Origin of the sequence: Arthrobacter sp. SLBN-100 (assembly GCF_006715305.1) — a bacterium.
In the GTDB taxonomy this organism is placed as follows: Bacteria; Actinomycetota; Actinomycetes; order Actinomycetales; family Micrococcaceae; genus Arthrobacter.
The window spans coordinates 4,500,750-4,514,885 of sequence record NZ_VFMY01000001.1 but is presented as its reverse complement, the minus strand read 5'-3'; the positions used below and the strand labels follow the sequence as shown (position 1 = coordinate 4,514,885).

Annotated in this window: 12 protein-coding genes and 3 tRNA genes; 4 read left to right on the top strand and 11 right to left on the bottom strand. The window is 65.4% G+C overall.

Going from position 1 to position 14,136, the window contains the following annotated elements:
* Nucleotides 1-515 precede the first annotated feature (515 nt).
* The 5 genes from FBY31_RS20725 to FBY31_RS20705 form a co-directional block, all read right to left on the bottom strand.
* A tRNA-Ile gene (locus FBY31_RS20725) sits at nucleotides 516-589 on the bottom strand.
* A gap of 68 nt (nucleotides 590-657) precedes the next feature.
* Complete coding sequence (locus FBY31_RS20720; RefSeq protein ID WP_142044731.1) at nucleotides 658-1,854, bottom strand: glycosyltransferase; 1,197 nt, start codon at nucleotides 1,852-1,854, stop codon at nucleotides 658-660.
* 128 nt (nucleotides 1,855-1,982) lie between these two features.
* Nucleotides 1,983-2,891, bottom strand: coding sequence for a DMT family transporter (locus tag FBY31_RS20715; protein WP_142044729.1), 909 nt, complete (start codon nucleotides 2,889-2,891; stop codon nucleotides 1,983-1,985).
* The gene (locus FBY31_RS20710; RefSeq protein ID WP_142044727.1) at nucleotides 2,891-3,511 is read right to left on the bottom strand and encodes a CDP-alcohol phosphatidyltransferase family protein; all 621 of its coding nucleotides are present in this window, start codon (nucleotides 3,509-3,511) and stop codon (nucleotides 2,891-2,893) included. Before FBY31_RS20710 ends, FBY31_RS20715 begins: the two co-directional genes overlap by 1 nt.
* A 99-nt stretch (nucleotides 3,512-3,610) precedes the next feature.
* Nucleotides 3,611-4,465 (bottom strand): phage holin family protein, encoded by an 855-nt coding sequence (locus tag FBY31_RS20705; RefSeq protein ID WP_142044725.1) that lies wholly within the window; start codon nucleotides 4,463-4,465, stop codon nucleotides 3,611-3,613.
* Between the two features lie 177 nt (nucleotides 4,466-4,642).
* Here FBY31_RS20705 and FBY31_RS20700 point away from each other — a divergent pair, with 177 nt between their 5' ends.
* The 3 genes from FBY31_RS20700 (at nucleotide 4,643) to FBY31_RS20690 (ending at nucleotide 6,562) form a co-directional block, all read left to right on the top strand.
* Complete coding sequence (locus FBY31_RS20700; RefSeq protein WP_200833422.1) at nucleotides 4,643-5,866, top strand: multidrug effflux MFS transporter; 1,224 nt, start codon at nucleotides 4,643-4,645, stop codon at nucleotides 5,864-5,866.
* A gap of 19 nt (nucleotides 5,867-5,885) precedes the next feature.
* Entirely contained in the window at nucleotides 5,886-6,080 is a 195-nt protein-coding gene (locus FBY31_RS20695; protein ID WP_142044722.1) for a hypothetical protein, read from the top strand.
* 74 nt (nucleotides 6,081-6,154) lie between these two features.
* The gene (locus FBY31_RS20690; RefSeq protein WP_142044720.1) at nucleotides 6,155-6,562 is read left to right on the top strand and encodes a hypothetical protein; all 408 of its coding nucleotides are present in this window, start codon (nucleotides 6,155-6,157) and stop codon (nucleotides 6,560-6,562) included.
* 42 nt (nucleotides 6,563-6,604) lie between these two features.
* Here FBY31_RS20690 and FBY31_RS20685 read toward each other — a convergent pair whose 3' ends face one another.
* The 6 genes from FBY31_RS20685 to dusB all read right to left on the bottom strand — a co-directional run bounded on the left by FBY31_RS20685 (nucleotide 6,605) and on the right by dusB (nucleotide 12,776).
* The gene (locus FBY31_RS20685) at nucleotides 6,605-7,801 is read right to left on the bottom strand and encodes an FAD-dependent monooxygenase (RefSeq protein WP_160142491.1); all 1,197 of its coding nucleotides are present in this window, start codon (nucleotides 7,799-7,801) and stop codon (nucleotides 6,605-6,607) included.
* 151 nt (nucleotides 7,802-7,952) lie between these two features.
* Nucleotides 7,953-8,025: transfer RNA gene (locus FBY31_RS20680), tRNA-Asn, on the bottom strand.
* 124 nt (nucleotides 8,026-8,149) lie between these two features.
* Nucleotides 8,150-8,222 (bottom strand) — tRNA-Asn (locus tag FBY31_RS20675).
* A 91-nt stretch (nucleotides 8,223-8,313) separates the two neighbouring features.
* On the bottom strand, nucleotides 8,314-10,242 hold the full coding sequence (gene dnaG, locus FBY31_RS20670) for a DNA primase (RefSeq protein ID WP_142044716.1): 1,929 nt from the start codon (nucleotides 10,240-10,242) through the stop codon (nucleotides 8,314-8,316).
* A gap of 73 nt (nucleotides 10,243-10,315) precedes the next feature.
* Complete coding sequence (locus tag FBY31_RS20665) at nucleotides 10,316-11,605, bottom strand: deoxyguanosinetriphosphate triphosphohydrolase (protein WP_142044714.1); 1,290 nt, start codon at nucleotides 11,603-11,605, stop codon at nucleotides 10,316-10,318.
* Nucleotides 11,598-12,776: a tRNA dihydrouridine synthase DusB gene (dusB, locus tag FBY31_RS20660; protein ID WP_142044712.1), complete on the bottom strand. Its 1,179-nt coding sequence runs from the start codon at nucleotides 12,774-12,776 to the stop codon at nucleotides 11,598-11,600. Before dusB ends, FBY31_RS20665 begins: the two co-directional genes overlap by 8 nt.
* 135 nt (nucleotides 12,777-12,911) lie before the next feature.
* Here dusB and FBY31_RS20655 point away from each other — a divergent pair, with 135 nt between their 5' ends.
* Nucleotides 12,912-14,120 carry a globin domain-containing protein gene (locus FBY31_RS20655; protein ID WP_142044710.1) on the top strand — a complete coding sequence of 403 codons (1,209 nt, stop codon included), beginning with the start codon at nucleotides 12,912-12,914 and terminating at the stop codon, nucleotides 14,118-14,120.
* The last annotated feature ends 16 nt before the right edge of the window (nucleotides 14,121-14,136 follow it).

Sequence of the window (14,136 nt, the reverse complement as noted above, 5' to 3'; positions counted from 1 at the left end):
CTTAGGAAAGGAAGGGTTGAAGGACAAGAAGTGTGTATGGCAGGGCCTGCTTCCGACTCACGCCCCATCACCTCCTGCAGCATTCAGAACATCGCTCTATCAGCTCCTGCAGCTTTCAGAACATCGCTCTATCAGTTCGCGTGCGGTTTGACGGCGGCGCTGCCGCCGCGGGCAGCGTGCGGGAGAGCAACCCCGGGAGGCTGCCAAGAGGGATGGAGCGTTCCCCGGTATGCGGCGGGAAGTGATAGAGCGTCCCCGGTATGCGGCGGGAAGTGATAGAGCGTCCCCGGTATGCGGCGGGAGCTGATAGAGCGTCCCCGGTATGTTGCGGGAGCTGATAGAGCGTCCCCGGTATGTTGCGGGAGCTGATGGACCGTTCCCCGGTATGTTGCGGGAGCTGATGGAGCGTTCCCCGATTTGGTGCAGCAGGTGATGGAGCGTCCACATTTTGACTTATAACCAAAAGGAAACCGCGGCCGGCGATGCACACCGGCAGGGATGCCGGAAGCAGAAAGTAGGGCTACTCGGACTTGAACCGAGGACCTTAGGATTATGAGTCCCGCGCTCTAACCAGCTGAGCTATAGCCCCTTGATGCCCGAACCTCCCACGCGTGGCGGCGGCAGGGCAAAAACACTCTAGCAAACCCCGGAACCCGTTCAGACCACTTTGTCCTCGAAACGTGCGCCCCGGTACAGGTCCTCGAAGGTCTGCAGGGTGCCTTGGATGCTGTGCGGTTCCACCATCTGCCGGCTGGCCTGGCCCATGGCGGCGCGCTGGTCGGCGGGCAACTCCAGGATCAGCGTGATCTTTTTGGCCAGGTCATCGCTGTCGCCAGGGGTGAACAGGTACCCGTTCTCGCCGTCGCGCACCAGGTGCGGCAAGGCCATGGCGTCTGCGAGTACAACCGGGGTGGACGCCGACATCGCTTCCAGGGTCACCAGTGACTGGAGCTCCGCGGTGCCGGGCATGCAGAACAGATCAGCCCGGATGTAGGCCTTCCGCAGTTCCTCGTCGCTGGCCAGGCCCAGGAACTTCACCCTGTCCCCCAGCCCGAGCCGCTGGACGAGGTTTTCGAGGTTGGACCGGACCTCGCCGCCGCCCACGATCTCAAGCTGCACTTTCATTTCGGGGGGCGTCTTGCTGACGGCCTCGATCAGCACGTCCACGTGCTTTTCCTCTGCCAGGCGGCCCACGAACAACACTGTGGGGTGGGGGTGCGGCTCGATGTCTTCGCCGGGCTGCGGTTCGTAGGCGGCGGAGTCAATGCCGTTGGAGAGCGGAAGGACTTTGCGCAGGAAGGCATGCTGGTGCATGGCTTTGGCCGCCAGCGGGGTGGGCGTGGTGACCACGTCCGCCTGGCCCATGACCTTGCCCATGTCCTTCCAGGAGATGCGCCCGATGATGTTCTTGAACCACTGGGGAAACGGAAGGAAAGGGTTGAGGTTTTCCGGCATGAAGTGGTTGGTGGCAACAATGCGGATGCCGCGCCGGACAGCCTCGTACAGAACGTGCTCGCCGATCATGTAGTGGCTCTGGATGTGCACCACGTCGGGCTGGACGCGGTCGAAGAGGAGGCTGATTTCCTTCTTGATTTCCCAGGGTAAGCAGATCCGGAAGTATTCATGCGTGGGGACGCCGTGCGAGCGGAGCCGGTGGACGGTTGCTTCCGACCGGAACTCGGTAAAGCTCTTCCCGTTGTCTGCACGGCAGGCCAGCACGTGCACGTTGTGCCCGCGGCCGGTCATTCCCTTCGCCAGGCGGTAGCCGAACTGGGCTGCACCGTTGATGTGCGGCGGGTAGGTGTCGGCGGCTATCAGGATGGTCAGGGGTTGCTGGTCTGCGGGCGTGGTCACGTGGAGGGCTCCTGATGGTCACGGTGCGGACAGCGGGTACTGACAGCACGGCTGGCCGCGGCTGGGGCCGGGGCCTCGTGTATTTGCTTGCTGGAAGGGACGGGTTGGAAGGGACTGGCTGACAAGAACTAAAGGGACGGCTTGCCCGCGGCCCGTCGCGCGTCCTTCTTGCGCTTGGTGACCTCGGGGTGGTGCCGGGAAAGGGCGATTACCCCCACGATAGCAAGGGATGCGGCAGTTCCCATGGCAATGGCCATCACGGCGTGCACATCCGGTCGGAGTTCTCCAAGGATGACAATCCCGATGGCGATTCCCACCAAGGGATCAATCACCGTGAGTCCTGCAATGACCAGGTCGGGCGGCCCTGAGGAGTAGGCGTTTTGGACAAACCATGACCCCAGTCCTCCTGCAGCGATGAGCGCAACCACTGAATACCACTGCACGTTCAGCAGGAAGAGCCCGTTCGGATCGAGCAGGTGCTTGCCGATAATCCGGGTGAGTACGGCCACGAATCCAAAGAGCACCCCGGCCCCCAGAATGTAGACGAAGGCGTTTATCCGGTGCTTGAACATGACTGCCAAAGTGCCGAAGAGTCCGACGGCGAGGGCCAGCAGCAGCACGATCGTCAGTTCGTCCGCGACGCTTACGTGGTGGTTTTCCTGGGTGACGTTGACCGCGAGGATGACAAAGAGTGCCGACCCTGTCACGCAGGCTGAGATGGCAACCACCGTTGCCCGGTTGATCGTAAGGTCTTGGTCCTTAGCATTGATGATGGTGGTGATGACGAGCGCGATGGCGCCGATGGGCTGGACTACGGTAAGCGGGGCTGACACAAGGGCCACTGCGTTCATGGCCATTCCGGCACCCAGCAGGAGGAGGCCGAACACCCAGCGCGGGTTCCTCAGCAGGCGGAGGAACCCGTTCGAGCTCAGGGCCAATCCCCCGGTGTCGGCCTTGACGGCACTTCCCTGACGCTGGGCACCAAGGGCGAGGCAGAAAGCCCCAAAAAGCGCCAGCACAACGGCCACCCACACCATCAGGCGGTCCCGCCGTCGTGATGCAGCTTTCTGCCTTTGCGTAGGATGGCCCAGAAGTAGTTGTAGGCGGCGATCCAATGGCCGATCAGGCCAAGCCCCAGCACAATCCACGCTGCGACAAACAGCTCATCGGACAGTCCTGTGTCCAGGCGCGAGAGGACCAGCAACGGGGTGCCGAGAAGCAGCAGGCCGGTACGGACCTTGCCCACGACGCTGACCGGAAGATCCGGGTGGCCGCCGAAGAAGGACAGTGTCAGTACCAGCAGTATGGCGTCCGGGATGACCAGGGCGGCAAGGTACAGCCAGTGCACGACGCCGGCAATCACCAGTGTGACGGCGACGGCGATCAGCGCCAGGCGGTCAGCGATGGGATCCAGGACGCGGCCGAGCTTGGAGGCCTGGTCGAAGCGGCGGGCCACGTACCCGTCAATCCAGTCGGTGCCGGCCATCACCGCGAGGACCACCACGCCTGCGGCATACTGCTTCTGCCCGAGGACAAGCCAAATGAACAGCGGTACGCCCATGAACCGCACAACGGTGAGCAGGTTGGGGATGGTGAAGACGCGGTCATGGTCCACCTGGGGGCGGCCGGGACGGGAGCCGGCACCGATGAATTTCATCCCGTCCCCTTCCCTCCTGCTGCCCGCCGGCGCGGACTAACGATTCTATGCCTGTGCATTGCCTCTGGCTGCCGGGGGGCAGACCCGGTGTGGCAGGTGCTAGTACGTCCGAAGGAGCTTGCGGACCAGCACTACGAACATGGTGCCGGCGGCCGCGAAGGCAGCCAGCGGTTTCCACCGGTTGTCCAATCCGCCGGTGGACTCTGAGAGAGCGGCCAGCCGGCGTGCGGCAAGGTCTTTGCCCCGGCCGGCAAGAACCTGGCCCTCGCGCAGCTTGCCTTGCGCGGCAACCAACAGGAATCGGGCCTGGGTCTTGACGTCGAGCTCGTCACCGAGGTTGTCGCGGGCCTCGCTGATGTGGTGGCGGCGCTGGCTCAGCCGGTGGACGAGTTCCGGCTCGGAGGCCTGCGGGAATTCCTTGTTGTGTTCCGCGGCCTTGGCTTCTTTTTCTGCCTTGGCCTTGGCGGCCGCCTCCGCTTTGGCGGCCTTGGCAGCTTTTGCCTCGGGGCTCTGGGGATCCAGGACCGCAGGGTTGAAGGCCGATCCCTCCTTGGCAACGCCGACGTCGTACCTGATACCGCGGATGGTCTCCTCCGGCAGCAGTGGCATGGCCTTCTTGAACCTGTTGACACCGATCAGCCCGCCAATGAGTGCAATCAGCAGGAACGCCGCAGAAACGAGCAGCGCGGCCAGCCATGCGGGCATGATGGCGGCGAGGCCCATGATGGCGGCAACGATCAGACCCACCAAGAGGAAGAGGCCGAAGATCAGGGCAACAGCGAGGAAAGCGGCGGCAACTCCGACCTGGACGCCTTTGCGCTTAAGCTCGATCTTTGCGAAAGCGATCTCGTCGTTCAGCTGGCGGGGTGCCAGCCGGAAAAGGAGTTTAAGCGTCCCGGGCAGCGCAGCGATGCGCAGTCCCTGACTGGTCCGCCCGCTGTGACGTCCGCTCATCGGTCCCGCCTTACTGTTTCATGTGGATTCGGCTTCCATCTGCTGCGGGAGAGTGCAGCTGCACCGTCCCCGCCCCCAAAACTATCATTCAGGGTCAGGGCCAACTTCGGGGCTTGCCGGACGGCGTGGCCTACAACGCTGCAAAAATCCGTTGTCCCGGGCCTAGGATTGATTCCCGTGACCATTCCGAGCAATCCAGGCGATCTGTTGAGCCGCCGCCGCAAACTTCTGTACATCCTCCTTCTCGGCGCCCTGACTGCCCTGGGTCCGTTCACGATCGACCTTTACCTTCCTGCGTTCCCCGCCCTGGAAGCGAGCCTGGGCGTCACCGAAGCCCAGGTCCAGCTGACCCTGGCCGGGACCACGGTGGGTTTTGCCTTTGGCCAGCTGGTGGTGGGGCCGTTCAGCGACAAAGTGGGCCGGCGGATGCCGCTGATCCTGGCAACGGCGCTGCACATTGCAGCCTCGCTGGGCGCAGCCCTGTCCACCGACATCACCACCCTGGGCATTTTCCGTGTCCTGATGGGCGTGGGCGCGGCGGGCGGAGGCGTGGTGGCCATGGCCATGGTGCGGGACCTGTTCTCCGGTTACGCCATGGTCAAGATGTTTTCGCGGATGTCCCTGGTCAACGGGCTGGCACCCATTCTTGCCCCGGTAATCGGTTCACAGCTGCTCCTGGTGATGCCGTGGCCGGGGATCTTTGTGTTCCTTGCCAGCTACGGCACCGTGGTCATCGTCGCCGCCCTGTTCCTGGTGCGCGAAACGCTGCCGCCGGAAAAGCGCCGGCAGAGCGGCATGACTGCCAGCCAGCGCTACCGGATCCTTTTCAGTGACAGGATTTTTGTTGGCCTGTTGATGGTGGCCGGCCTGAACTTCGGCGGCCTGTTCACCTACCTTTCGGCCTCCCCTTTCCTGTTCCAGGATGTGTTCGGCTTTTCCGCCCAGGAATACGGCCTGCTCTTCGGCATCAATTCCCTGGGCATCGTTGCCGGGATCCAGACCAGTGCCCGCCTGATCCGGCGGGTGCCACCGCAGTGGATCCTTGCCGGAGCCACGGCCTGGACCTTCCTGATGGCAATGCTGATCGTGGTGTTCGACCAGCTGGGGTTCGAACTCTGGGGGGTGATGGTCCCCTTGTGGTTCTACATCATGGGCACGGGCTTCATGTTCCCCTGCGTGCAGGTGCTCGCCCTGGCCGGCCATGCAGGACAGGCGGGCACCGCAGCCTCCCTGCTGGGTTTCGCGACCTTCATGACGGCCGGGCTCATCTCCCCGGTGGTCGGGTGGCTGGGCATCACCAGCGCCACCCCGATGGGTGCCGTCCAGGCCGCCTGCATCCTGCTGGCCATCGCCGCCCTGTGGCTCGTGGTCCGGCCCCGGACTGTTCCCTCCATCCACTGACGCCGATCTGCTGACCCGGATGCCTCAGAACCCAGCCAGGCGCAAGCCGCACCGGAACCCCCGGGGACTCTTCCTCGGGGCGGTGCTGGGCGCCGTCGTGGGCTATTTCGCCGGACGGGCCCTGGGTAATCCGGCCATGGGCATTGTGCTGGGCATGCTGGCCGGCTCCGCGCTGCTGTACCGGGTCAACCCGGGCCCCTGGAACCGCCCGTAAACCTTCTTTGCCCCATGGTGCCGGCTGCCGCAGCGTCTGCCGCTGGACGCCCCTCCCGCGATAAAATGTTGTTCGTGCCCAGCTGGCAGGATCAACCCCAGCTCCCGGCCACGTGGCAACGGTGCGATACCCGGATCCTGCCACTGTGGTGGGAGCGGTTGTGTGCCCAAAGCGGCGAGCAGTCCGCGGCCCTCTACGCGGCAGGGCTGTTCACCGAGGACCGCCGCCGGCCGATCGCCCAGTGGTACAACCCCGCCTTCGAAGCAGCGCTCCTGGTGGCTCCTGAAACCTCTCCCGAGTGGCCCGTGCAGCGGTTCGGCATCTTCTATGCGCCGCCGGAAACAGGATTCGTCCGCATCCATTCGGCGCCGCACGAGTGGAACCCGCGCCAGCCGCGGAAGTCACCCACCGAAAAGGAGGCGTTCCTGGCCGCCATTGCGGAGGCAGAGCGCTTCCTGCAAGTGGAGATGGACTTCGTGTGATGCGCCGGCGATACCGGCGCCGGCCGTTGTTCCACACCCCTTTCAGCGATGGAGAGGAGCCGTCACAGCCGGATGGTCCCAGTGCATGACGAAATCCGCCTGGCGGAGTGCAGCCGAACTGCCGAGCAGTCCCATGGCCCGCAGCATGCCATTCCGCAGCACTTGCCCGGCCGGGTTCCGCATCGTGGCGAACCGGGCAACCTGCTCGGACCTGCGGACGATGAGCGTGGCCCTTGGCATGCGGGCCGCGGTGTAGCCCGCGAGGCCTTCCGGGATGCTGCTGGACTTGTCGAGGACGTACGCGAGGGTGACGGCATCCTCAATGGCCTGGCACGCCCCCTGGCCCAGGTTCGGAGCCATGGCGTGCGCCGCGTCTCCCAGAATTGCTGCCCTGCCACGGTGGAAGGCCGGCAGCGGGACCTGCATTGAGTGGATGTCGGCGCGCAGGACCGCCTCTTCGTCGATCCGCTCGATGACTTCGGGAATAGGGGGACGCAGTCCGCCAAACCGGCGCATCAGTTCGGCTTTCTCTTCCGCTCCGGACCGCCGCGGCATCGGCTGGTCCACGGCGGCCTCGGCAAAGACGTACAGCCGCCCGTCCTTCATTGGCAGCATGCCGAACTCCCCGCCGCGGCTCCACGTCGTGCCCACCTGGTAGTCAATGCCGTCCGACGGCACCAGTGCCTGCCAGGCGGTTAGCCCTGCGAACACAGGTCCAGGATGCCCCGGGAAGAGTGTTTCCCTGGCTGCCGACCGGATGCCGTCCGCGGCGACCAGGAGGTCGGCGCGCAGCATTTCGCCGCCGTCAAGAGTGACCCTGCCGGCTTCTTCATCCACCCGGGTAACCGTCGTGCCGACCCGCAACGAGCCGGGCGGAAGGTTTGCGGCAAGCATCTCGACGAGATCCGCACGTCGTAACACTACTGCGGGATGGCCGTACCGCGCTTCCGCCAAGGCGGCGTCGTTCCGGGACAACCACCCGCCCCGCGCGGTCCGGATGCCTCCCTCCCCCTGCAAGGTGGCGAGGGCATGGATCTGTTCTACGATGCCGCCAGGGATGGTGTCGAGGGCCCGCTGCGCGTTCGGGGCCATGATCAGGGCGTAACCCACCGGCCGCAGTGCCCGCGTACGCTCCAGGACATGAACGTCCCAGCCCCTGCCCGCAAGTGCAAGCCCGGCGGTGAGTCCGCCGATACCTGCCCCGATGATGATCGCCTGGCGCGTCGCTGTGCCCCTCATAGTCCGCTCCTGGTCGGCGGCGCGGCACCAGCATCCGCCCTCCCCCATCATGCACCCGGGCACGGGGCATGAAAAGAGCGTTGCCGGGCGTATGGCAGGAAAGAAAAATCCCCGTTCCTGCCCAAGGGAGGAACGGGGATTTTTTGTCTTGCTCCTCCTGCTGGACTTGAACCAGCAACCCTTCGATTAACAGTCGAATGCTCTGCCAATTGAGCTAAGGAGGAATGAAGCAGGTATGACATTAGCAAAGGATCAGGGCCAAAGTGAAATCGGCGGTTTTGCGGGCCGGATGACCACGAGAGGGCATAAAAAATCCCCGTTCCGGTGACCCGGAACGGGGATTGCGCGCTCCTCCTGCTGGACTTGAACCAGCAACCCTTCGATTAACAGTCGAATGCTCTGCCAATTGAGCTAAGGAGGAATGAAGCGGGTATTAGCCTAGCAAACACCTGGATGGGAAGTGAAATCGGGAACCGAAACCGGAGCCAGCAGGCGCAGTATGCGGGAACGGGTCAGGCATCCGCGCGCAGGGCGCGGCGTTCCATTTCGAGCATCATGAGCTCCCGATTGAGCCGCTGATAGGTTTCCGGGTCTGCCGCAGGGTCAAGCCGCTGCAGCTGGCCCATCTTGTCGGCCTTGACCCGGGTGATCTGCAGCTCAAACAGCCTCGCCAGGATGTCCCGGCAATACTTCTGCACCGCTTCCTCCGTGCTGGCAGGCAGCGGCACCACGGCCAGCTCGGAGACCAGTGGCCGCAGCGGTTCCGGAACTTCGTGCATCACGTGCTCCACCCAGCGGACGGGGTCGGCGGTGAGGGCCGGGCCGGTGGCACGCATCGCGTCGTGGACAGCCTGGAAGGCCGGGGTGGCGAAACGGGCGGCGGCGAAGCGGTCCCACACGCCGCCGGCCAGCAGTGCAGGTTCCTGCAGGGCCACTTCGAGCGCCTGCCGCTCCATGGAAGCCACCGGGTCCCGGGGGTCCGGCCGGTGGAAGGAGGGTACAGCGCCCGACGGCGGCCCGGCAGCTACGCCGGGTCCGCCCGGTTGGGCGGCGCGGGAGGGAGTCCCGGGACCGGATCCGGCTGGCCCGCCCTGGTCGCCGCGCTTCACCGCGGCAGTGACCAGGCGGAGCACCTCGTTGGGGTCCGGCATGCCCAGCCACCCCGTGAGGGCCTGGCAGTAGCCGGTACGGGTGGAGGCGTCGCGGATGGCCGCAACCACTGGCACGGACGCTTTCAGGCCCTGCACGCGGCCTTCCACGGTGTCCAGGTTGAACTGCTTCAGTGTGGTGCGGATGGCGAACTCAAACAGCGGCCGCCGGGACTGCACCAGGGCGTGCACTGCCTCGTCGCCCTTGCTTTGGCGCAGGTCGCAGGGGTCCGCTCCTGTTGGTTCCACAGCCACATACGTCTGGGCGGTAAACCTTTGGTCCTCCTCGAAGGCGCGCAGGGCCGCCTTCTGGCCTGCGGCGTCGCCGTCGAAGGTGAAGATGACCTCTCCCCCGGTGCCGTCGTCGGAGAGCAGCCTGCGGGCGATCTTGATGTGCTCGGTGCCGAACGCCGTTCCGCAGGTGGCCACCGCCGTCGGAATTCCCGCCAGGTGGCAGGCCATGACGTCCGTGTAGCCCTCCACCACTACAAGCTGCCGGTCCTTGGCGATGTGGCGCTTGGCGAGGTCGATCCCGTAGAGCACCTGGGATTTCTTGTACAAGGTGGTTTCGGGGGTGTTGAGGTACTTCGGGCCTTGGTCGTCCTCGTAGAGCTTCCTGGCGCCGAAGCCGATGGTGTCGCCCGCGATATCCCGGATGGGCCAGATCAGGCGGCCCCGGAAACGGTCGTAAATTCTCTGCTGGTTTCCGGGTCCCCCGGCAGAGAACATGCCCGTGAGTTTGAGCTCTGCGTCCGTAAAGCCTCGGTTGCGAAGGTGCTTGAGCAGCCCGTCCCAGCCCTGCGGCGCGTAGCCCACGCCGAACTGCTCGGCCGCGGCACGATCGAATCCGCGGCCGTGCAGGAACGTCCTCGCCTCCGCGGCGCCGGGCGTCAGCAGTTGAGACTGAAAGAACTCGTCGGCGATTTTGTGGGCGTCCAGCAGGCGCTGCCGGCGCCCCACTTCCTCACGGTTGGGGCCGCTGCCGCCGTCCTCGTACCGCAGCTCATATCCGATCCTGGCAGCCAGCTTCTCCACGGCTTCCTGGAAGGAGCTGTGGTCCTGCTTCTGCACGAACGCAATAACATCGCCGTCCTCGCCGCAGCCGAAGCAGTGGTAGCGGCCTACCTGCGGGCGGACGGTAAACGAAGGCGAGCGCTCGTCGTGGAAGGGGCACAGTCCCTTGAATGTCCCGAGCCCGGCGCCCTTGAGCGTGACGTAGCCGTCAACCACTTCCTTAATGTCCGTGCGCTGGCGTACTTCGTCGATATCTTCACGTTTGATCAGCCCTGGCACAGAGCAATCCTAGCCCGGGGTACTGACCTTCCGGCCCCGGCGTACGACGACGGCCGGCACCTTGTGCCGTTCCTCACCACAGCGACGGGAGGCTCCCCACCAGCCGTTCGTACATGGCCAGCGCCGAACCGTCGGTCAGTGACGCCACCTGGTCGATGACCACCCGAAGGCGCGCTCCGTCGTCGGGCGCGTCACGCCAGTCAGCGGCGAACATCGGCTCGAGGTGCCGGTCTCCGGTGGCACTCAGGGCCGTGACCAGGGCGTGGAGCACCTCGCGCTGGCGCTCATAGATGGGCTGGCGGTGCTCCGTGGTCATCACAAAGGTGGTGGCCAGGCCCTTCATGACGGCGATTTCCATGACCGTCTCGTCCGGCACCATGAGCTGGGCGTTATAGCGGGTCAGGTTCTCCGGGCCGTAGACGGAGCGGGTGGTTTCGAGGGCGCTCTGGCAGAACCGGCCGATCAGCTGGCTGGTCATGTTCTTGAGGGCGGCCATGGATTTGCGGCTGCCATCGGCTTCCCGCACCCAGACGTCGGTGGCCTCCAGCCGGGCCAGGGCGGCATCGATGGCGGCGGGGTCGTTGTGCGGCAGGTACCACTGCTTGGCATACCCCACCACGCGGGCCCGGTGGTCCGGGTTGTCCATCCAGCGGAGCTGGAAATGGCCGGCGACAATCGCGTCCTCGACGTCATGCACGGAATAGGAGATGTCATCCGCGAGGTCCATCACCTGGGCCTCGAGGCAGGACCGGCGCTCCGGGGCACCTTCCCGGAGCCAGGTGAAGATGGGGAGATCGTCCTCGTAGGCGCCGAACTTGCTGGTCCGCTGGCCATGGATCACCGGGGCCTCCAGCGCAGACCACGGGTATTTCGACGCCGCGTCCAGGCTGGCCCGGGTGAGGTTCAGTCCGGCCGGCTGGCCGTCCGCCGTCAGCACCTTGGGTTCGAGCCGGGTCAGGAGGCGCAGCGTCTGGGCGTTGCCTTCGAATCCGCCGATGGCGTGGGCGACTTCGTTCAGGGCCGACTCCCCGTTGTGCCCGAACGGCGGGTGGCCGAGGTCGTGGCTAAGGCAGGCAGTATCCACGACATCGGGGTCGCAACCCAGGGCCCGGCCCAGTTCGCGGCCCACCTGGGCCACCTCAAGGCTGTGGGTCAGGCGGGTCCGGACGAAATCGTCGGTGTCCGGCGCCACCACCTGGGTCTTGGCACCGAGCCTGCGCAGCGCGGAGGAATGCAGCACCCTGGCGCGGTCACGCTCAAAGTCCGAACGGTAGACGTTCTTGGTTGGCTCCTCCACCCAGCGGGTGGAATCGTGGCTGTCATAGCCCGGCAGTACGGGCGCAGCGGTCCGCGTCTCAGCCACCGGAGACGTCCAGCTCTGCAGCGGAGATGTCACGGGACTGGTCCGCGTTCAGGGCCCGGGATTCCAGCCAGTCCTTGGGCAGGGCCGGCTTCTTGGGAGAGCCGGCGCGGCCGCGGGGACCCTCGGCGTCGTTGCCCGGGTAGGGCGATTCGAGGTCCAGTCCCGCGAGCGTGTCGCGCAGGACCTGGAGGCTGGTCACCAGCGCCAGGCGGGTGCGAAGTTCACCGCCCACCACGTAGCCCTTGAAATACCAGGCCATGTGCTTACGGATCTCGCGCAGCGCCTTGCCCTCGTCGCCGAAGGTCTCCACCATGAGTTCCGCGTGCCGGTAGACGCCCTCGGCCACCTGGCGCAGGTTGGGCTTGTGCCTGGTATCGCTGCCCTCAAACGCCGCCTGCAGGTCACCGAACAGCCAGGGCCGGCCCTGGCAGCCGCGGCCCACCACCACACCGTCAACACCCGTTTCGCGGACCATCCGGACGGCGTCCTCGGCGGACCAGATGTCGCCGTTGCCCAGCACCGGGATGTCCGGCAGGGCCTCGCGCAGGCGCGCGATCGCGGACCAGTCGGCCTGTCCGGAGTAGAACTGGGCGGCGGTCCTGCCGTGAAGGGCGACGGCGGCGACGCCGGCATCGCGGGCAATGCGGCCGGCGTCGAGGTACGTGAGGTGGTCCTCGTCAATGCCCTTGCGCATCTTGATGGTCAGCGGGATGTTGCCTTTGGATGCCTCCTTGACGGCGGTCTGCACGATGGAGGTGAAGAGGTCGATCTTCCAGGGCAGGGCGGAGCCGCCGCCGCGCCGGGTCACCTTGGGTACCGGGCAGCCGAAGTTCAGGTCGATGTGGTCTGCCCGGTTTTCCTCCACGAGCATGCGCACGGCGGCGCCCACGGTCACCGGGTCCACGCCGTACAGCTGGACGGAGCGGACCTTTTCGTCGTCGTCGTGCGAGATGATCCGCAGGGATTCGGGGGTCCGCTCCACGAGGGCGCGGGAGGTAACCATTTCGGCCACATACATGCCCCCGCCGTATTCACGGCACAAACGGCGAAAAGCCGAGTTGGTGATACCCGCCATGGGCGCCAGGATCACCGGCGTGTCCACGGTAATGGGGCCCAGCTTCAGGGGCGGGAGTTCCAGCTTGGGGGCGGGAGGCGTTGCTGTAACAGTCACCTGTCCATTGTCGCAAAGCCGGGCAAATCGTGTACCGGGAGCGGAACTTGGGCCCCTTTTGCGGAGGCGGGACGGGTGTTAACGTAGCGGGCAGCGGACCCAGCCCGGGGCCTGGCTATCAAAGGAGATACCAGCATGCTGTCAGAAACCGCACTTCCAGTGATCAAAGCCACCCTGCCCGTGGTGGGCGAAAACATCCGGGAGATCGCTTCCCGCTTCTATGACCACATGTTCCAGGAGCACCCTGAGCTGCTCGATGGCCTGTTCAACCGCGGCAACCAGGCCGACGGCCGCCAGCAGCAGGCTCTTGCCGGTTCCATTGCGGCTTTTGCCGGCTTCCTGGTGAACGATCCAACCCACCTGCCCGACCACCTGCTGTCCCGTATCTCGCATAAACACGTCTCGCTGGGGCTGAGCCCCGGGCAGTACCAGGTGGTCCACGACAATCTGATGTGGGCCATCGTGGACGTACTGGGTGACGCCGTCACCCCGGACGTGGCAGCAGCCTGGGACGAGGTGTACTGGCTGATGGCCAACATGCTCATCAAGAAGGAGCGCGGACTGTACGACGCCGTCGGGCTAAATCCGGATACGATCTGGCGCACGTGGCGGGTAGCCGAAAAGATCCAGGAGACGGACGACGTGGTCACGTTCGTTGTGGAGCGGACCGACGAACGCGAGGTGAAGCCGTCCCTGCCGGGACAGTACGTGACCCTTCGGATGAAGATGCCGGACGGCGTGCTGCAGCCGCGCCAATACAGTCTGACGCGGGCCGACGACGGCCGGCACCGGCAGTTCGCGGTGAAGCGGGTCCGGACGGAAGGAGCGCCCGACGGCGAGATGTCCAACTTCCTGCATGACCACGTGGGCGTGGGCGACGAGCTGACCTTGTCTGCCCCCTTCGGGGACGTGGTGCTTGAGTACACGGACCGTCCACTCGTGCTCGCGAGCGCCGGGATCGGCATCACGCCCATGGCGGGCATGCTGTCCCACCTGGTGAAGACCGGCTCGCAGCGAAGGATCCGGTTCCTCCATGCCAACGATTCCTGGGGCTCCTTCGCCCTCCGCGACCAGGTCGCGGCGGACCTTGCCGCGTTGCCCGACGCCTCGATGGCCACGTGGCTCCTCGACCCGGAAGCTGCCGGCGGCGCGGAGGGGACGGTCCATACAGGCTTCATGGACGTCAGGTCCGTTGACCTGCCTTCCGACGCCGAGTACTACCTGTGCGGGCCCGTGGTCTTCATGCAGACGGTGCGGACTGCCCTCATTGCGGCCGGAGTACCGGCCAAGGACATCCAGTACGAAGTGTTTGGTCCGGATCTGTGGCTGGCTGACTACCAGTAACCTTCTCCATCCCCGT